Annotated in this window: 19 protein-coding genes; 7 read left to right on the top strand and 12 right to left on the bottom strand. The window is 38.4% G+C overall.

The genetic code is table 11. The features are described from left to right. Window positions 1–11: 11 nt before the first annotated feature. The 4 genes from JET18_RS07920 to JET18_RS07935 all read right to left on the bottom strand — a co-directional run bounded on the left by JET18_RS07920 (window position 12) and on the right by JET18_RS07935 (window position 5165). The gene (locus JET18_RS07920; protein ID WP_202090070.1) at window positions 12–1085 is read right to left on the bottom strand and encodes a serine hydrolase domain-containing protein; all 1074 of its coding nucleotides are present in this window, start codon (window positions 1083–1085) and stop codon (window positions 12–14) included. 347 nt (window positions 1086–1432) lie between these two features. Next, on the bottom strand, window positions 1433–2185 hold the full coding sequence (locus JET18_RS07925; protein ID WP_202090071.1) for a hypothetical protein: 753 nt from the start codon (window positions 2183–2185) through the stop codon (window positions 1433–1435). Between the two features lie 21 nt (window positions 2186–2206). Continuing rightward, window positions 2207–2704, bottom strand: a complete 498-nt coding sequence (locus JET18_RS07930) for a hypothetical protein (RefSeq protein ID WP_202090072.1) — start codon at window positions 2702–2704, stop codon at window positions 2207–2209. A gap of 205 nt (window positions 2705–2909) precedes the next feature. Beyond that, a complete protein-coding gene (locus JET18_RS07935; protein ID WP_202090073.1) occupies window positions 2910–5165 on the bottom strand; it encodes an ATP-binding cassette domain-containing protein in 2256 nt (751 codons plus the stop codon). A gap of 48 nt (window positions 5166–5213) precedes the next feature. Between JET18_RS07935 and JET18_RS07940 the strand changes: the two genes are divergently transcribed. Further along, window positions 5214–5636 (top strand): MarR family winged helix-turn-helix transcriptional regulator, encoded by a 423-nt coding sequence (locus JET18_RS07940; protein ID WP_202090074.1) that lies wholly within the window; start codon window positions 5214–5216, stop codon window positions 5634–5636. Between the two features lie 184 nt (window positions 5637–5820). Here the strand turns inward: JET18_RS07940 and JET18_RS07945 are convergent, their stop codons facing one another. From JET18_RS07945 to JET18_RS07980, 8 genes are read right to left on the bottom strand one after another with little or no spacing between them, the layout of a single operon-like run. Next, entirely contained in the window at window positions 5821–6504 is a 684-nt protein-coding gene (locus JET18_RS07945; protein ID WP_202090075.1) for a hypothetical protein, read from the bottom strand. Window position 6505: 1 nt separating this feature from the next. Next, window positions 6506–7087, bottom strand: coding sequence for a GDP-mannose pyrophosphatase NudK (gene nudK / locus JET18_RS07950; RefSeq protein ID WP_202090076.1), 582 nt, complete (start codon window positions 7085–7087; stop codon window positions 6506–6508). Then, window positions 7074–7433: a DUF4406 domain-containing protein gene (locus tag JET18_RS07955; RefSeq protein WP_202090077.1), complete on the bottom strand. Its 360-nt coding sequence runs from the start codon at window positions 7431–7433 to the stop codon at window positions 7074–7076. Before JET18_RS07955 ends, nudK begins: the two co-directional genes overlap by 14 nt. A 55-nt stretch (window positions 7434–7488) precedes the next feature. Continuing rightward, window positions 7489–8079: a Crp/Fnr family transcriptional regulator gene (locus JET18_RS07960; protein WP_202090078.1), complete on the bottom strand. Its 591-nt coding sequence runs from the start codon at window positions 8077–8079 to the stop codon at window positions 7489–7491. A gap of 3 nt (window positions 8080–8082) precedes the next feature. Next, the gene (locus tag JET18_RS07965; protein WP_202090079.1) at window positions 8083–8988 is read right to left on the bottom strand and encodes a TIGR01777 family oxidoreductase; all 906 of its coding nucleotides are present in this window, start codon (window positions 8986–8988) and stop codon (window positions 8083–8085) included. Window positions 8989–9015: 27 nt separating this feature from the next. Beyond that, a complete protein-coding gene (locus JET18_RS07970; RefSeq protein WP_202090080.1) occupies window positions 9016–9363 on the bottom strand; it encodes a DUF2116 family Zn-ribbon domain-containing protein in 348 nt (115 codons plus the stop codon). Between the two features lie 4 nt (window positions 9364–9367). Then, window positions 9368–9970, bottom strand: a complete 603-nt coding sequence (locus tag JET18_RS07975; RefSeq protein WP_202090081.1) for an HPP family protein — start codon at window positions 9968–9970, stop codon at window positions 9368–9370. Further along, entirely contained in the window at window positions 9970–10875 is a 906-nt protein-coding gene (locus JET18_RS07980) for an arginase family protein (protein ID WP_202090082.1), read from the bottom strand. Before JET18_RS07980 ends, JET18_RS07975 begins: the two co-directional genes overlap by 1 nt. A gap of 370 nt (window positions 10876–11245) precedes the next feature. Between JET18_RS07980 and JET18_RS07985 the strand changes: the two genes are divergently transcribed. The 6 genes from JET18_RS07985 to JET18_RS08010 all read left to right on the top strand — a co-directional run bounded on the left by JET18_RS07985 (window position 11246) and on the right by JET18_RS08010 (window position 20037). Beyond that, on the top strand, window positions 11246–13600 hold the full coding sequence (locus JET18_RS07985) for an outer membrane beta-barrel family protein (RefSeq protein WP_202090083.1): 2355 nt from the start codon (window positions 11246–11248) through the stop codon (window positions 13598–13600). A gap of 442 nt (window positions 13601–14042) precedes the next feature. Next, a complete protein-coding gene (locus tag JET18_RS07990) occupies window positions 14043–14261 on the top strand; it encodes a class I lanthipeptide (protein ID WP_202090084.1) in 219 nt (72 codons plus the stop codon). Window positions 14262–14331: 70 nt separating this feature from the next. Continuing rightward, window positions 14332–14574, top strand: coding sequence for a class I lanthipeptide (locus tag JET18_RS07995; RefSeq protein WP_202090085.1), 243 nt, complete (start codon window positions 14332–14334; stop codon window positions 14572–14574). Between the two features lie 66 nt (window positions 14575–14640). After that, window positions 14641–17817 (top strand): lantibiotic dehydratase, encoded by a 3177-nt coding sequence (locus JET18_RS08000; RefSeq protein WP_202090086.1) that lies wholly within the window; start codon window positions 14641–14643, stop codon window positions 17815–17817. Then, entirely contained in the window at window positions 17814–19007 is a 1194-nt protein-coding gene (locus JET18_RS08005) for a lanthionine synthetase LanC family protein (RefSeq protein ID WP_202090087.1), read from the top strand. The genes JET18_RS08000 and JET18_RS08005 overlap by 4 nt, the downstream gene beginning before the upstream one ends. Before the next feature lie 4 nt (window positions 19008–19011). Continuing rightward, window positions 19012–20037: a hypothetical protein gene (locus JET18_RS08010; protein ID WP_202090088.1), complete on the top strand. Its 1026-nt coding sequence runs from the start codon at window positions 19012–19014 to the stop codon at window positions 20035–20037. The last annotated feature ends 5 nt before the right edge of the window (window positions 20038–20042 follow it).

Below are 20042 nucleotides of genomic sequence, written 5' to 3' on the forward strand. Positions count from 1 at the left end.
AACCTGAAGGTTTACTTCGTTTCAATCTCCACAACCTTCCTGCCATAATCTCCAAAATACTCCGTCAGAAGTTTTTCATATACTTTATAGCCGTCATCAACATTCGTGAAGATTACAATTCCGTCTTTTGATTTTGGAAAAATAAAGAAAATCGTCCGTACTCCCTCGTCCGCTCCGCCATGAGACCATGCGGAACTGCCGTCGCCCAGATCATAAATTTCAAAACCCAGCCCGAAAGATTTTCCTTTTTTCGTAACGACCTGACCGGTTTTCATATCATTAAAAACCTTTTTGGAAAGTCCGTCGCCATTCATCACACTGATTAAAAAGCGGCTGTAATCTGAAATGGTTGTTATCAGGTCATCTGCAGCGTTGGGTGTTGTTGTTTTAACGGTTGGGTACATTTTTCCATCCTTATCGTAGCCCTCTGAAAACCTGGAGGCATCCTTTTGTTCATCCCAGATGTAAGAGGTGTCTTCCATCTTTAAAGGGTGAAAAATAAGTTCTTCCGCCAGCTGGTTCAGATTTTTATTAAATTTCTTCTCCAAAGCTTTTCTCAGATATTCAAACCCTTCCCCGGAATATTGGTATTTCGTTCCCGGGTCAAACTGGAAATTCAGTCTTTTATCAGGATTCATCCATCTCCAGTTGGGAAATCCGGTCTGATGGCTCAGAATTATACGGGTGGTCAGCTTTTTGTTTCTGGGATCCTGTGCAATATCCGGATCCGTCCAGTAGTTGCTGAGCGGTTCATCGAGATTCCATTTTCCGGCACTGACCAGTTTTAAGGCTACAATAGCTGTCACCGGCTTAGTGAGCGATGCTACATTGAATAAAGTATTTTGAGGAGCAGGACTCATGCTGCGGAATTCTCCATACACTTTTTGTTTTTCCGGCTTTCCGTTTTTAATAATACCCAGACCCAGCATGGGAATTTTATTTTCTTTCATCCATTGTTCAAAAGCCTTATCATGATCTGCTTCTGAAACCTGATTAACCTGTTGATGATTTTGTTTTTCTTCGGTCTGTGCAGATAAAACAGAGGTAATAAGACAAAGACTTATGCTGAGGATCGATTTTTTCATGTGAAAAATAAATTCGTGATTTAGATAAGATCAAAACTACATCAAATTTTATTAAAAAAAGCTGAGCTCGGGTTAAGAAATTAAGATTGAAAGGCAGGAAGATGGAAGATGGAGGCTTGAAGTTACTGGTGAACCTCAAATATTAAACAGGTACCTTTAAATATGTTGAAATATAAAAAACTACCAAAACCAGATTGTATTTCTGTCTTTGTGTTTTAGACTTCCTTACACGATTATAAAAACAGAAATGTCTTATCCAGGACTCAGATTAATAAAAAAAGCAGTACCCCAACGGATACTGCCATTATATCTTTAAATTCTTAAATTATTGAATCATTAAATTAATTTTACGGCTCATCACAATCCTGCTTCAGCTTGCTAAAGATTTTATCAAACTTTTTGTAAAGCGTTCCTTCCATATCAGCATCCGGTCTGAAGCTTTCGTTGGCGCAGTTGTAAAAGCCTAAACCGATGAGGTCTGTCAGTGCATAATCATCTTTTTGAAGATCATTGAGATGGTCATTAAGCTTTGTAATGACAGATTGCGGATCAGAATTGTTCTTACTTCTCGCATGTACAAATTTTTCCCAGGCATCATACATTTTCTGCTTGTCGGGAGAAGTTACTGCATCAATATATTCTTTGCAGGTACTGTAAAATTTACTGTTTTTCAGGGATGAAGGATCTGAAAAAGCATTAAGTTCTTCTTTTTTCAGCTGATATTCATTTTCAAAAATCTGAATGGTTTCCTGATGCAGTTTTTTCCATTCCGGAAGGTTGATCACTTTAAGTCCGTACAGCTCCTTTTTCTTTTCCTGGTACTGTTTTTCCAGCTCCTGCAGGTATTGGTTTTTATTTTTTCTTACATCTTCAAGATCCGACAGTTTAAAAACAGTATGGTTGTCGAAATGTACCCCGCTGAAGGTATAAAGAAGCTTGTAAACCCCGTCTATCTCTTCTTTTTTGTACTTTCCGGGATCAAAATAGCCTTTACTGTCACAGTTGAAGGTCTGGTAACTGTACAGCACCAGATTGCCGGTTTTCTGTCCCCAGACTGTAGCAGATAAAGCCATAGAAAGGATGAATATTGCTTTTTTCATGAATTTTATTATTTGGCGTTTTTAATCAAGATAATTTACGTTAAAAATACTTTTTTTGTAAATAACGTGTATAGTATCATTGGTTTTATGTTGAGAAATTGATTGTAGACCAAGGGATTTTCTCTTTTTATCAATCAATTCTATTTCATTATGATCATGAATTGATTTTTTTTCGCCCGCATCCAGCCATAATACCTGAGATTCCTTATGATTAATGACTTCGTATGTCTGGATCACCCGGGAATGCTCTGTCTTAGTGTTAATAAAAAGAAAAATACGGGTAAAAGTACTTTTAAATCCTATAACAATAGCTCCTGAGATGAAACAAACAGCAATGAATTCAGAAATTTTTCTGACCCCTACAAAAATGGCTGCAACAACTATGATAATGGCAAAAGTAATCAATATATATTTCCATGAATTGTCTTTAAAATTACGCAGATCCTGCTCCAGATAATGATCTTTTAGAAATGGCTGTAATACAAAACTATCGAAACAAAATATCGGAATCAGTATCATAAAAAGCCGGATATAAAAATTTGATAAAAGAGATTTTAGTTTTTCCGCCATTTTTACTGATGTAATTTTAATGAGTTACCCTTATGCAGGTATTTTATTTAAGTGCAAAATTAATATTTCTTTTTCAAGAGCCCTTTAAAAATCCCTTAAAATAAAGAGATCACCAATAAACCTGAAATTACTGTTTCAATCTTATGCAGAAAAATTATTTGCCTTTCAGATGTTTCTTTAAATAAATAGAGGTCGCAGAATTTCTGGCTGACAGTAAGCTTTCTACAGTTCCCTCGAATACGATTTTCCCGCCGAGCTTTCCTGCTCCGGGACCGATATCAATAATCCAGTCGGCCTGGGCAATGATGTCCAGATTATGTTCAATAACGATGAGCGTATTTCCTTTATTAACCAGCTCTTCGAAAAAAGATAGGAGTTTTTCATTGTCAATAGGGTGAAGTCCGGTACTGGGTTCATCCAGGACAATAATCTGATCAGTATGTTTCAGTTCCTTAGTCAGCTTTAAACGTTGTCTTTCACCGCCTGAAAAGCTGTCCAGCCTTTGTCCCAGCGTCAGATAATCCAGACCTAATTTAATCAGCAGGCTGAATTCCTGCTCAAAACCGGATTTTGGAAAAAATTTCAGAGCTTCCAGAACGGTCATATTCATAATATCAGCGATGCTTTTTTCCTGATACTGATATTTTAAAACTTCTGGTTTGTATCCGGATCCGTTGCAGACTTCACAAGGCTGTTCAATATCATCCATGAAAGCAAGGTCTATTTTTTCAATACCCAATCCTCTGCAATTGGGGCAGGCACCTTCTCCGTTTCTGCTGAAAAGTTTTTCAGAGACCTTATTGGCATTGGAGAAAAGCTTTCTTACAGCATTGGAAAGATTAAGGTAGGTTAAAAGATTTGAGCGGCTGCTCGCTGTGAAAACAGATTGATCCACTACGGTTACCTGAGGATAGAATAACGGAAGAATTTTATTGATCAAGGTGCTTTTTCCGGAGCCTGCAACACCGGTTACGACATTCATGATTCCGGTGGGTATTTTTACACTGACATTTTTTAAATTATGAAGCTGACCGTTTTTAATTTCAAGAAACCCCTTTCCCTGTCTGGGATTTGTATTGTAAACCCTTTCTTTACTGAAGTAGCTGGCTGTTTTGCCTTTAGCGTTTTTTAAATGATTAAAGGTTCCCTGGTACATCATTTCACCTCCGTTTTTTCCCGAACCGGGTCCCATATCGATGATGAGATCGGCTATTTTAATGAGATCCGGATCATGCTCCACAATCAGGACGGTATTTCCTTTATCCCTGATTTTTTTGATGATGTCCACAATATGGTCAATATCTTTCGGATGCAGGCCGATACTGGGTTCATCGAAAATATACAACAGATCTACAAGGCTGTTTCCGAGCTGTTTTACCATCTTTATCCGCTGAGATTCCCCTCCCGAAAGCGTGTCTGTTTGTCTGTCCAGGGTAAGATACTGCAAACCGATGTCAATGAGGTTCTGAAGCTTTTTTTCAAGTTCCTGAATAACGGAAACATAGGTTTCAGAGGGAATTTTTTGAATAAAGATGAGTAAATCATCGATGGACAGGGCAGTACAGTCTGCAATATTTTTACCCTTTATTTTGCAGGACAATACTTTTGAATTGAGACGCTGTCCTTTGCAGACAGGGCATTCTTTGGTAATGATGACTTTCTTTAAAGTATCTTTTCTGGTTATATTTTCTTTTGAATCCTTTTTTAGAAATGAGTTTTCAATTCTTGGGATGACTCCTTTATATTTTACGGTTTTTCCCCATTCCTTGGATGGTTTTGGGGGAGCATGTTCTTCTGCATTCAGCAGGATTTCCCATTCGTTTTCAGTAAAGTCCCTGAGCTTTTTGTCGTTATCGAAATAGCCTGAATGAATATACCGGGTCAGCCGCCAGCCGCCGGGCTGAAATGTAGGAAACTGTATAGCACCTTCATTCAGCGATTTATTTTTATCAAAAAGGGTGTCTGTGTTTACGGTCTGTACATAGCCCAATCCTTCACATTCACGGCACATTCCCTGGGGATTGTTGAAGGAAAATACGTTGGAATAACCGACAAATGGTTTTCCAATCCTGGAAAAAAGCAGCCGGAGGGAAGCATAAATATCTGTAACCGTTCCCACTGTTGAGCGGGCATTTCCTCCCAGTCTTTTTTGATTGATAATAAAAGGAACATTCAGATTCTCGATTTTATCAACGTTGGGAACTCCGAAATGCTGCAAGCGGTTTCTGATAAAGCTGTTTTGGGTCTCGTTGATCTGCCGCTGGGCTTCAGCTCCAATGGTTTCAAACACCAAAGATGATTTCCCGGATCCGGAAACTCCGGTAAAGACCGTGATCTTATTCTTTGGGATGCGTAATGAAATATTCTTTAAATTATTCTGTCGGGCGTGGGTAATAATAATCTCTTTCATAATATTTTCATTAACTTTGTTAATAGTTAACTAAGTTAAGTATTTTTCATGAAACAGCAGGAAGATTATTTTTTTGATACGTTTACGGATTTACAGTGTTTTATTCTGGCCAATATGAATAAAGGAAATATCAATGGGGTTACAGCAACGCATTACAATATCATAGAATATATTTATCGAAAAGATGAAGTCACCGGAAAGCAGCTCTCTAAAGCCTTTAATGTAAGCCAGGCTGCAGTGTCGAAACAGATCAGATTTTTAATTCAAAATGATCTCATAGAACAGAAGCAGAGTACTTCAGACAGAAGGATATTTAACCTTACGGCCACAGAAAAGGGTAAGTTTCTCATCAACAATTCTGAGGATTTCCGGAAAAGAGTAGCCGATCAGGTTTCGATAGTTTTAGACAAGACGGAATTACAAACCCTCACCATCCTGCTGAATAAGGTTTTAAAAAATATCAGGATATAAATAACGATTAAATTGATTTAATTCATTTGATTAGTATTGGTATAATGAGTTGTATTTCCTTTTTAAATGAAATGCCTTTGTTTACCTTAAAAAAATAATCTTATCCATAAAACTTTGTGGTTATTAAGCGCAAAGGAAAACAAAGAATTTATTTTAATTTCTTTAAACTAATTTTCCGCCGTTTTTACTGATATAATTTCAATGATTGACCATCATAAAGGTATTTCACACCATTATTTTTAATTTTAATATCTTCACTTCCGGGTTTCAGGACTAATGAATCTGCCTCAAAAGTAAAAGAAATCCCATCTTTAGATTCTTTAATTTTTAAAATATCTGTTACGCCTTTCTCTTCATTGTCAGGCTCAATATCCAGATTTCCCAGGTATTTTATTTTCCCGTTTTCCAATAAAAAAGCATCACCGCCAAAGAAATATTCATAGGCCAGCTGGCAGACAATAATGACGTTCCCGTTTTCACTGTTCCTGTAAAAATGAGGTTCATAAAGATAAGCTTCACCATTTCCGGGCGATTGATAGAGGATTTCGTTTTTGTTATTCAGAAGTAAAAGTCTTTTGCCCCAGTCTTTTTCGGTGTCAGGGAGGGTAATATTTCCGTCAGGATACTCGTAGGTTCCGGAAACTACAGTATGACCTTCAACAGAAAATGCTGAATTTACATCAAAACCTTTGATCTTTAATCCCTGAACCGTTTCAGGCTTAAATTCTGCATATTCTGCATCTTTTGCAACTTCAGGCTTGGTCGTGGCAGCGGTTTCTTTTTTGGCGGGTGCCTGAGTTTCCTTTTGCTGTTCTTTTTTACAACAGATCAGGCTAAGCAGTACCAGAGCGGGAAATATTTTTTTCATTTTAAATAATGTTTTTAAGACGTAAATGCTGCAGCAGCATAATGGTTTTGGCATCCATGATTTTTCCGTTGCCGATCATTTGAAGGGCTTCTTCAAAAGGAAGTTCCAGCACCTCAATATTTTCTCCTTCATCTTCCAGACCGCCGCCGTCATTGATCTTCATTTCAGAAGAATATTCCGCGATAAAGAAATGCAGGATTTCCGTTACGGAACCCGGTGACATATAAGCTTCAAATATTTTCTCCACTTTTGAAATTTTGTAGCCGGTTTCCTCTTCAGTTTCTCTTTTGATGCATTCTTCGGGATTATCGTTATCCAACAGTCCTGCACAAGCTTCAATGAGCATTCCGGTCGTGTTTCCGTTGATGAAAGTGGGGAGTCTGAACTGTCTGGTAAGGATCACCGTACCGGAAACTTTGTTGTACAACAAAATAACAGCGCCGTTTCCTCTGTCATAGGCTTCTCTGCTCTGGGTTTCTGTAGTTCCGTCTTTTTTTACGATGCTGTAGGTGACTTTATTTAAAGTATACCAGTTGTCAGAAAGGATTTCTGTGTTAATAATGTTGATCTCAGGATTCTGCATTGGGAATATCTTCTGTATTATAATAAATGGTTAAACCTCTTTCTTTTGCGATTCTCACATCTTCATCCGCACCTTTTGAGGCACCTTCTATTCTGAGAACGGCATCACACTTTTCAAGGAGGCGGTGGGCAACGGGATACTGGATTTCCTGCCAGGCGTCATCCCCGATCCGGGTGGAACCTGCAAGATGGATTAAAGGCAGAGCAAGCCATTCTCCAATAATTGGAATATGACCTTTTCTGAAAATGGGAAGAGCGGCCGCTTCCAGGTTATGAAGGTTTTGGCTGATTAAGGCCGGATCATCATTGGTTCCGCTTCTGTATGGACCTGCAATAAGTATGAGCATAATTTTTTTTTTGAGTAAAATAAAGGAACTTATCCTCTGAAAAAAATAAGATAGATTAAGAGCCTTCAGATTTTTGCTTACTGGTTTTTATAGTGCTTAAAAATTCAGGGGTAATTCCCAGATAGGAAGCAATCTGTTTCTGGGTGATTCTTTCTGCGGCAAGCGGATACTTCTGAAGAAATGCATGATAACGTTCCTCAGCCGTAAGCGAAAGATTTTCTATGGTTCTCAGCTGTTCCCTTATATAAGCATTCTGCATCATGATCCTGAAAAATTTCTCAAATTTAGGCACTTTTATATAAAGTTTATCGAGATTTTCTTTCTGCAGCTGGAGCACTGTACTTTCTTCCAGAGCCTCAATAGTCAGCATGGCCGGTTTCTGATGGATGAAGCAGAACATATCCGTGATCCACCAGTCGGGCACAGCAAACATAATGGTAGATTCCTTGCCGGATGGGTCCAGATAAAAAGCACGCAGAACACCGGACTGAACAAAGCTTATTTCTCTGCAAAGCTGTTCCTGTTTCAGAATCGTTTCTTTTTTTTGAATTTTTTTCTCTTTTAACAGAGAAAGAAAGTAAGAGGTTTCCTCATTGCTGAGCGAAATATGGCGGGATATATTCTTTAAAATCAAACTTTCATTCATGGATCAGGGTCTTAATAAGTTCTCCAGAGCTTTCTTCAGGTCAGGAAATTTAAACTGAAAACCCGTATCCTGAATTTTTTGCGATGAAGCTCTCGATCCTTCCAGTAAGGCATCTGCCAGTTCTCCGAATATCAGTTTCAGAACAAAAGCCGGAACATTCGGCATAAATAAAGGTTTCTTTAGGACTTCAGCAATTTTTTCCGTTAAATTTTCATTGGTCGTATGCTGGGGAGCAACGGCATTGTAGGCTCCATCCATCGCTGAATTTTTCAAAGCTGTTTCATAAATGGAGCAGATATCTTCAATGTGAATCCATGGCATATACTGCTTACCGCTTCCTAATGCTGAACCAATGCCGTACAGGATCGTAGGAACCATTTTTTTTAACGCTCCGTCTTCTTTGGAAAGTACAACGGCTGTACGTATTTTAACCACCCGTTCAGCGAGATTCTGTTCTTTAAAATCATCTGCCGCTCTTTCCCATAAAACCACCACTTCGCTCAGGAAATCATTCCCGGGAGGATCATTTTCCGTGTAAATTTTATCAGTCGTTACAGTTCCATAATAATTGATTCCTGAAGCAGAAATAAAGGAATTAAGCCTGATATTTTTCTTTCTTACCGTTTCCAAAAGAAGCCCTGCAGAATCTACACGGCTGGAGATCAGTTCCTGTTTTCTTTCTTTGGTCCAGCGTTTCTCAGAGATATTGGCTCCGGCCAGATGGATGATGTGGGAAACATTGTCCAATGCGGCTTCATCAATTTTTTTGTTTTTAACATCCCATTCAAAATCCTGGTCATGCTTTTTCTTTCTGGTGAGAAATCTTACGGTATATTCGTTTCCTAACTTTTTAGACAGCTCGCGGGCGATCATTCCTCCGGCACCGGTTATCAGAACTATTTCTTTCATAATCTTGTATTTGGAATTGGTGTAAAATTATAAGGTCTGGCTTTTGACGATCAGAATAAAATCATCTTCCAGAAATTTATAGCCGTAATCGTAAATAAATCTGTATTCGGAGCCATTTTTATAAACTTTGAGGTTGGTAAAATAATCAAAATCAAAGCCTAAACTGTCCATCCTTGATCGGGCTATTTTTGCTTTTCCGTCTGTATTCAGTTCCAGAAGGATGCGGTAGTTTTTACGGAGTTTGTTGTTCACATTCCGCATCAGGTTGGTAGAATCTTTATTCTGCTTATTGTTGTAGGCATTCCGGCAGGCGTCGTTGCAGAATTTTTTATCAGATCTTCCGATAATTTTTTCGCCGCATTCAATACAGTTCATGTTTTTATTTTTTCAGTTTGTGTGGGTGGCTGTGTTTTTTCCTTAATAACCGCTTGAATCTGCTGTGGGTAGGATAGCTCCTGTTCGGGGTCATATTATTGAATAAAAGAGCAGCCAGTAAAAGAATGATGCAGCCTGACAAAACTGGTGAAAGAACGTACCAGTAACCCAGTTCCGGAATTTTCCCCGTAGAACTCACGGCTATCAGTGCTGTGGCTCCTCCGGGCGGATGAAGCGTTTTGGTATACTGCATCAGAACAATAGAAAAGGCCACGGCCAAAGGTGCGGAAAGCCAGATAATATCCGGGACGATCTTATAGACTGTAACTCCAACAAGTGCAGAAATCACATGTCCGCCCACAAGATTTCTGGGCTGCGCCAAAGGACTTTGAATGGCTCCGTAAATCAGAACACTGGAGGCCCCGAAAGACCCGATCAGGAATATATTTTCAGTAGCGGAAAGAGAATGGGACTGGATGAACGCAATGATTCCAATTCCTACGAACGCACCCAGAAATGACCAGAAATGTTCTTTGTAATCAACTAGGGTTTCTTTATAGATCACATACTTTGATACTCTGAATGTTCTTTTTATCGTCTTCTTCATTAATCTTCTTTATTTTTTATAATTTGAATTAAATTTTTCACAAAAGGCTTTGTATACGTTCCGTCCTGATCATAATCCGGATCCAGAATCGTTATTTCTATTCCAAAACACAGAGGAGAATGGAGCAGGGGTTTCAGAATTTCACTGAGGTTTTCATAATCAATACCTTCTTCCATCCGGCTGTCTACAGCGGGCATCAGTTCGTCTTTTAAAACATCAACATCAAGGTGGATAAAAAAGCCGTCCAGATTTTTGTTCTCCGCCATTTTCAGAAAATCTCCAGCTGTTTTTCCAAAACCATTTTGGAGGAGACGGGGAAGATCAAAATAATGAATATCTGAATGAATGATCTGTTCCACATATTCTTCATCATCCGTTTCCGCATTTCCGGCACAGAAAATATTTTCTTCCAAAAAATAGGGTTTCAGTCCCTGAATATCGGTTAATTTTCCATGTCCGGTTCCTGTAATGATGGCAAGATCCATTCCTGCAGCGGCAGCGGTTCCGGAAAGGTAAGGCGGGATAAAATCGGTATGCCCGTCCAGATAAAACAGTCCAAAATTACCAAGCTTCTTCAAAGCCAGAGCCGTTCCAATCAAAATGCTGCAATCGCCGCCCAGCATGATATTGAATGTACCTTTCTGATAATTATTCAGGATAAGATCAGCCTGCTTCTGAGCATAATCAATAACGGCATCTGCATTTAAAACACCCGATTCTGCATCAAGTTCCATCTTATATTCGGGGGCTTCAAGGCTTAAAACGGTACTGGGATTGATTTCTTTGTGAAAATCAAATTGTCTGAGCCAGTCCGGAAGCTTTCTGACACCCGGTTCGGTTTCATGCTCCTTTTTTTTCAATCCAAGATTGAAAGGGAACTCAAAAATTGTGATGTTCCTTTGCATAATCGAATTTTAACAAAGATACGGAATTATCCGTTTGCAAATGGATAAAGCATGGGCTCGTGGGTTGATATAAACTCAATAAACAGGCTAAAAACAGGATGTAGAATCTTCTTTTGTCCTTTGTTTTTGTAATTATTGTAAAAATTTTACTTGTAATTGGTTGTATTGAAAAAAATATTTACTAGGTAATGCATTCCTTTATTGCTGAATTTTAACCTTTATTTTGTTAAGTGATGGATATTGATAAAATGTAATTGAATATGAAGAAGTTAGTATCAATTTAGAATAATTCTAAATTATTCTATTATTCACTCCGGCTAGATATATTTTCAAATTATTTCTATATTTACAATGATTATATCAAATAACCATGAAATATATTCTGTTGGTTGGCTTAATAGTAGCCGGCCATTCATTGTCAGCACAAAACATCAATATTACAGGCAGAATTCTGAATAAGGAAAATTCTCCTGTGGAATTTGCTGAAGTGCTGCTTCTAAAACAGGATTCAGCTAAAATAAGAAGTGAGATCACCGATGCCAAAGGTGGTTTTATCATCAATGCGCCTAAAGATTCCTATATATTACAGGTCAAAAGGTTCAAAGACGTACTGTATTCAAAGAATATAAAGCTTGACGGCGATCTTCGTTTGAATGAAATACGAATAGAAGAACTGCAGCAGATCAAGGAAATTACCCTTGAAAAGAAAAAGAAGTTAATTGAAAAAAAGATTGACCGTACGGTTTTCAATGTAGAAAATTCCATCTTTTCAAGCGGAGCAGATCTGGCGCAGGTTTTATCCGGAACCCCCATGCTCTCTGTAAGTGACAACTCTATTTCTATCGTCGGAAAAAGTGGTGTTGCGGTTATGGTTAATGATAAAATGCTGAACATCAGCGGTACGGATCTGATCAATTATCTGCGTTCTCTGCGTTCTGATGATGTGGCTAAGGTTGAAATTATCACTACGCCTCCTTCAAAGTATGAAGCCCAGGGAAACAGCGGTATTCTGAACATCGTTCTTAAGAAAAATGCCAAATTGGGATGGAACGGAATTTTGAGCTCGTCCTATATTCAGACCACATACGTAGGAAATGCGAATAATGTGACCTTGAATTATAATTCCAATAAAATCACCAGTTCATTAAGGCTGAGACAGTACGACAGACCTTCAAAGGCAGTGGAGCTGATTGATATTATCGGTCCAAATTCCATTCTGAGTGCTGATACAAGGAAAGATAAGTTTAAAGGTGTTGGAGCGAATTTCAGTCTTGATTATAAGTTAAGTCCAAAGTCCAATATCGGGGTGATCTATGATATTTCAAAGTCCCATTCGGATATGGATATTTTCAACAGATCCATCTATAAAACAAACAGTATTCAGGATTCCCTGCTGACGACCACTTCAGATCACCGGAAGCCTATACTGACGCATTCACTGAATGCTTATTATGATTATAAAATAGATTCTCTTGGAAAAAAATTAAGCATTGCCGGAAATTATTTCTCGAACAGCCCGGATGCAGATGTACATTTCCAGACATTGAATGATATGAATTCAAATGTCCAGAGAATAAGAAACGTAAGTAACCTTGATTATCAGATTATATCAGGACAGGGAGATCTTTATCTTCCTTTTAAATGGGGTACTCTTGAGACCGGATTGAAGTTTACGCATTTCATGAACGATTCAAATGTGAAATATTTCTCCTCCGGTAATGGCTATGACTATATTTTGGATCAAAGCAGAAGCAACGTTTTTGAATACCGGGAAAATAATGCCGCAGCGTACGTGAGTATGTCAAAAGATCTGGGAAAGAAATGGTCAGCAAAAGCTGGACTCCGTTATGAATATTCCACTATTGACGGCTATTCAAAAACAGCGAATGAAAGAAACAAGAATGAGTATGGCAGGCTTTTTCCTTCGGCTTATTTAGAGTATAAGCCGAATGACAATAATACCATTTCAGCCAACTATTCAAAAAGGATCAACCGTCCGGGGTTTACCGCCCTGAATCCGTTCAGATGGTATTCCAATCCCTATTCTTTCTATACCGGAAATCCTTTTCTTTCGCCTTCATATAACCATAATATCGAGTTTTCGTACCTGTATAAGAACAAATATTCTGTAACGGTATACGGGCAGAAAACGATCAACGGATACGGGCGGATCACTTCAGTGGCGGATGGCATTAAGGAAGTTAATTACAGAAACTACCTGACACAGTATGACGCAGGATTGAGTGCCAACCTTTATACCAATATTACAAAATGGTGGGAAAATAACACAAATGTGGTGTCTTTCTACTCGGAATCCGAATCATCAATTCCTGAAGTGGTACCTCAGAAAGGGCTGTCCATGTATTACACCATCAACAATACCTTTACCCTTAATAAAGAAAAAGCGGTATTGTTTTTATTGAATTTTTATCACTATCTGCCTAATAAACAAGGGAATACTTATATAGGGAATATTTCAAGTCTTTCTGCCGGGTTAAGATTTTCACTGATGGAAAAAAAGCTGAAAATCAATATGATGGTAGAAGATATTTTTAAAGGAACCCAAAGTAAAGGGAAAATCTTCTATGATGAGTTTACCCAATACTATAACAATTACTACGATGCCAGACGTTTCACGCTGAACATGACGTATACTTTTGGAAATAAGAATGTAAAAAGCAACACTAAACAAATACAGCTGGACGAAAAGAACAGAGCCAATTAACACTAAGAAAAACAATACCAAAACTAAAAAACAAATATCACATCATGAAAAAACAAAATCTAATCCTTACTTCTTCTTCCTGACAGGCAGGTCTGTACTTTATCGGAAGAAAATCATTATTAATTCATTACTCACTGCAATAAAAAACTGCAGATGATCAATAATCTCGGAAAATTAAGAATGGGGAAAACTATTTCTCCATGCCTTCGGTGGCTGCTGCAAGTATTTATATTTTGACCTGTCTGAATTAATATAAGATATTGATAATAAGAATTTTAAATCTTTAAATCATCGTCAAAACAAGTATTGATGAAAGCATAAACCGTCTTCCAAATTGACGCCGGCTATATTTAAAAATTACCAATCTGTTCAATCAGAATAATCACATAGGAGGATGCCGAAAAGCCTTTAAAGAGTAGGCAAACATTAAATCTTTTTTATTATGAAAAAATTAGAACTAGACCCATTGTCTTTGGACAAAGAAACAATTGCTTTACTTGATGAGAAGCAGCTACAGGAAATTGTAGGCGGACAGGCTGCAGCTCCGGGAACATCTACAGGATGTGGTTCAGGAGGTAGCGGATGTGGAACCGGAGGCGGATCTACAGGATGCGGATCAGGAGGAAGCACTTGTATTTCTGAAGTTGAAATGTTGAGTTAAGTTTTAAAAAAAAGGGGAAAGCCGAAAACCCTTCAAAACAGAGTAGGCAAAACATTAAATCTTTTTTATTATGAAAAAATTCGAATTAGATCCATTGTCATTAGACAAGGAAACAATTGCTTTACTTGATGAGAAGCAATTACAGGAAATTATTGGTGGACAGGCTGCTGCTCCGGGAACATCTACAGGATGTGGCTCAGGAGGAAGTACTTGCGGTGCTACCCAGACTACAACAACTACTACTTCAGGCGGATCTACAGGATGCGGTTCAGGAGGAAGTACTTGCTCTGCGCAGGCTGGAATTTCTCAATAATACCAGGAGAGGCTGTATTAGGGTACAGCCTCTCTTTTTTAAACGCTTTAATATTGGATACTACTGATGGATCACACTGAATATTTTTTACATGATTATGCCTGCTTAAGAATTCCTTCTCTTCCCATGGAATCCTTTCTGGAATTCAATGAGATGATTAAAAATCTCAATATGGAAGATCATGAGGAACTGGTAAAAGTTTTACATGATGTTTTTTCCAATACCTATTACAGAGAAGCCATTTATATTGCTTCCAGAGATTTGTATGAAACTTTTTTAAGCCTGAAGGAAAATAATTTTGCCAACAGGGACGCTAACCAGCGTTTTTTTATGACGTTCTATAAATATCTTTCAAGAATGTCTAACAGGTCAACGCCATACGGCCTTTTTTCCGGGACCTCTTCGGTTTCCATAAAAGATCAGCCAAGTGCTGTACAATTCGATGCCGACAAATATAAACTGGTTGGTCAGCTCAATATCCACAGCCTTACAAAACTGATCCGCAATATTGATCCTCTTCATCACGAGCTGATCAATACCATAAAATACTATAAAAACAATACGCTGTATACCTTAAAAGACAAAGCTTTTTTTGTAGAACAGTTTGATAACGGCCGCTATATCGCCTCCAATCTTACTTCCATAAGGTTAAGTGAGTATGTAAAAGTGATATTGGAATCCGCAGAAAGCGGAGCCACCGTACAGGAGATGGCACATGCCATTGCTAATCCGAACATCACCTCAGAACAGAAACAAAACTTCATTAAAAATATTATCCGGTCTCAGATGCTTGTAAGTGAACTTCTTCCAAGTGTGTCTACAGAGGATTTTATTGAAGATTTAATATATACCATAGACCAAAAAAAGATCAACCTTGAAGAAATCAATGAGTTAAAAGAGATTTACAGCATCATCAGAAATATATCTGCCGTAGATGATATTGATGGTTTCAGGAATTATATTGAGAATAACCCTCAAAACCGTATTATATCCAATGATTTCTATAAGCTGGATCTTTTTTATAATATGCAGCAAAACAATGTCAATAAAAAAGTTTTAGAGGAAATAAGCAGAACTTCGTATGAGGTGATGCAGCTTTTTTCCGAAAAAACATCTTTGGCACTGCATCATTTTACAATTGCATTCGCCGGCAGGTATGAGGAAAAAGAGCTTCCTCTGACCCAGGTTTTAGATACGAATTACGGCATCGGATACGAAAAAGTAGTCACCGGAAATGCAGAATATATGCCCCTTTTGGATGGAATTCCTGTAATGGCTGATCCGGACAGTGAACAGAGAATTAGTTACGGAGGTTTTGAAGTACTCAGAGAAAAATTGTTTAAGCAATACTGTAAAACCGAGGAAATGACCATCAATGCTGATGAAGATGTTAAAAATTATCTGTCACAAAAGCAAAAATCGGCTTCAAAGGGAGAACTGCCGCCAAGTGCCTATATTTTCGGAAGAATCCTGTCCGGATCTGCAGAAGCGCTGGACAACGGGGATTATCAGTTTTTCCCTATTCAGTGTCATGCTCCGTTTGCAGCCAGATTACTGACCAGATTTACCCATGGCAATGCCGATCTTAAAAGCCAGGCCGGCAAAATTGCAGAACACGAACAGAAGATGAATCCTGATGTGATTCTGGCAGAAGTGCTTACCATACCGGATGACAACTATGCCAATATTACGTTGTATCCAACGATCCGTGATTACGAAATCCCTTTTCTGTCCAATTCAAAACTCAGTAAAGAACATCAGATTGATGCCAATGATCTTATGGTGTCTGTCCGAAACGGAAAAGTAATTCTAAGATCAAAAAAACTGAATAAACAGATTATTCCCTGCCTTTCCAACACATATAATACAACGCTGGCACAGCCGTTATACAAATTTCTGGCAGATGTGGGCAGCCAGAGCATGAGATTGGGCTTTTTCTGGGATTGGGGAATTTATCAAAAAGAACAGTTCCTGCCGAGAATTGAATATAAAAAAATGATTGTAAGCCGCGCCCGGTGGCTCCTGAAAAAGGAAAAAGTAAATTATAAGGAAGAATCTGCAGCCGAAAAGACCGTGGCAGATCTCAGAAAAAAATATAGCCTTCCTCAATATGTGGTTTTATCTTCAGGAGATAATGAACTTCTTTTGGATCTGGACAATAAAGTCAGCCAGGCTGTTTTCCTGAAAGAAATCAGTATGAAGAATATCATTCTGTACGAAAACATTCATACCCGTGAAAATTGTTTTATCAAAGAAGGCGGAAAAAGCTTTGCGAACGAGATCGTTATTCCCATGGGCAGCAAAAAACAGGTGTATTCTTCACAGATAAGAAATATTGCCCCAGCAGCAGTAAAAAGAGTATTTTCTCCCGGCAGTGAATGGCTGTATCTGAAAATATATTCTGGTAGTAAAAATATTGAAGACCTCCTGACAGAAGTTATTGCAGATTTCGCCTCCGGACTGGTGAAAGAAAATATCATTGACCAGTGGTTCTTCATCAAATATAATGATTCTGAGCATCATATCAGGGTAAGGTTTCACTGTTTTGATCCCGATCATAAAACAGAAGAATGGTACCGGATACTGGAGAATCTGCAGCAGGCTGTTCATCATTTTATAGAAGAAGAGCAGGCTGTAAGGATTGTAGCGGATACTTATGTGAGAGAAATAGAAAGATATGGATCTCAAACCATGGAATTAAGCGAGCGTATTTTTTTCTATGACAGTGTTGCGGTTTCAGATTTTTTGAACCTGATTCACGGTAATGAAGGCGAAAGGCTGAGATGGAAGTTCGCTCTTGTTGATGTAGACAGGCTGCTGGATGATTTTAAATATTCCGTAAAGGATAAAATGAGGGTTATTGCCACTTTATCTGAAAATTTCACCAATGAATTCAGCTTCAATAACTCTGAAAATTATGTTGCGATTTCAAGGACGCTGAGCAGCAGGCACCGGAACCTTAAAAAAGAAATATCGGATATTATTCATGAAAATGAAACTTCCCAGTATGCCGAAGCCTACGAATGCTTTAATAAAAGAAGTGAAAGCATTTCCGCTGAACTGTCCGCTTATCCGGATCTGTCTCAGGAGATGAAAGACCATTTGCTGATGAGCTATATTCATATGACTTTAAACCGCCTGTTCATGGTCAATCAGAGAAGACATGAGCTGGTGATCTACTATTTTTTAAAGAAGTTTTATGAGTCGGAAATAGCCAAAGCCAAAAACAATATTCCCATATGATACAAGATAAAATTAAACATAGACAACTGATTGATACCATTACACAGTGCATTGAGAAATATTCCGGTGAGCCGATATTAAATAATGCTTCCTATGAAACGGGGCTGCTTGGGTATTCTCTCTATTATTTGTATTTATCAAAGTATACCAATGACAGTTCCTGCATAGCCACTGCGGAGGAATATCTCAACAAAGGGCTGGCGGCATTTAATCCGAAAACATTCCAGAGGGTACATGGCACAGACTCGCTGGATGCGCACCTGTCTCATATCGGAAGATACCTGATATTCTGCGAAAAAAACGGTTTGCTTTCCGTTTCCAGTGAAGATTATCTGCTGAATCTTGATCAGATCCTCTTTGGCCTGATGAAAAGCAAGATTAATAATAAGGATTTTGACTCAGGAACAGGAGCTTTGGCAGCAGGATATTATTATTTGGCCCGTTTGAAAAGCGGGGCGGAAGTTCAGGAATATCTGTCGTTTCTTATTCATAGTATTGATGAAGCAGCGTTTAAAGATGAAGCAGGAGATTATTACTGGGAATGTCCTTCTCTGCACAACAGAGTGTACCTGGGGATTTCACACGGTTCGGCCCTTATCATTTCATTTCTGGCTTCCCTATACGAAGCAGGATTGGAAACCGTATTATGCGAAGAAATCATGAGAAAAGCCATTGCATTTCTTACCAAACAATACAGAGAATCGGAATATAAAGGATTATTCCCCAATATGATCGGAGATAAGGTTGAGCCGATGCAGTTTTCCCTTTGCTACGGGGATCTGGGCGTAGGATATGCCTTGCTGAGAGCTTCGCAGGTCTTGGAGGATCAGGCGGTTGGAGATTTTGCCCATAGGATCCTTGATGACTGCCTCCTCAGGACCAAAGAAGACAATCTTACCCTGGACGGAGGCGTATTTTATGGAGCTGCGGGACTTGCGGTGACATTTGATAAACTGGCTAAAATATCCGGTGATAACAGGTTTGCCGAAAGAGCAGAGTACTGGAATGATCAGATTTTGACGTATGCCGTGCACACCAATGATTTTGCAGGATTTAAAAGCCGTATTGTGGAAGATAACGTCCTGTGGCAGATCTCTTTTGGTTGGGGACTCATAGGAATTGGCGTTACCTTAATGTATTTTGAGGAGGACAGTCTTCCTTCACCGGCGGACTTAACTTTTATTGCTTAAAAAGATGGAAAAACAAATAACAACATATCATAAAGAGCTTAAAGATTTTATAACTGCTATACCTGATTTTCCGGATTCACTGGTCAATTCTACATTTGAATATGATACCGGGAAACTTATCAAGATTTTGCAGAAGAAAGAAGTTTTTGAAATATGTAAAATCACTGAAAGCGAATTTGAAGCTGTAGACCGTATCGACCGCGAGCTGGGGAAAGTCGTTACCGATCTTCTCAGGGAAACTGATCTTGAACAGTCTCTGAAAGATTATCTGAGGCTTGAAAAAGAAATTGAAGACAGCTTCTCCGGAAATATGTATATGTATGCAAAGCAGGGAGCATTGTCTGTAAAATCATTGTATTACTACAAAATAAAAGACTTTCCCAAAGCCATCACATTTACGCTGGAATGTCTGGTTCTGAATGATTATCTCGTGCAGCAGGGCATTTATACTTTAAATTTAAGATGCTTTGAACAGAATAAAAATATTTCAAGGATCTATTTCAGAGATCAGCAGGCAGAACTGGGATATGAGCTTATATTCAATCTGATCAATTATCTGTTGAATGGAACGAATCAAAACCTTTTCGGGAATATTTTCAGCCATAATCAGTATTGGGAGAAAGTTCCGGTAATACGGGAAACCTATGCATATGAGCTTTTCACAATGATTACCGAAGATATGATCAGGTTCAATATCAACAGCAGAGAATTTCTTCCGGACGACTGGTATTCTGATCTCGATTTTGAGGTGAATACGCCGGACAGGCAGATCATCTATAACTGGATTTATATCAATAAGCAGCTCCGGAATTCAAATTATAAAGATTATTTTGATGGCTTGCTGTATTACTTCCAGCAGCCCTACAATCAGTTTTATGATATTCTGAAAATCTCGCTGCTTCTCGATCTTTATAAACTGGCTGGTGATCACCCTGATCTTACCCGGGAAATAGTTAATTTTATTGAAAATAAACTGCATTTTAATCAGTCCGTGCGTACGCTTCTTATTAAAAATGTTTTCAAAGTATAACGTAT

Origin of the sequence: Chryseobacterium endalhagicum (genome assembly GCF_016745235.1) — a bacterium.
Classification (GTDB): domain Bacteria; phylum Bacteroidota; class Bacteroidia; order Flavobacteriales; family Weeksellaceae; genus Chryseobacterium; species Chryseobacterium endalhagicum.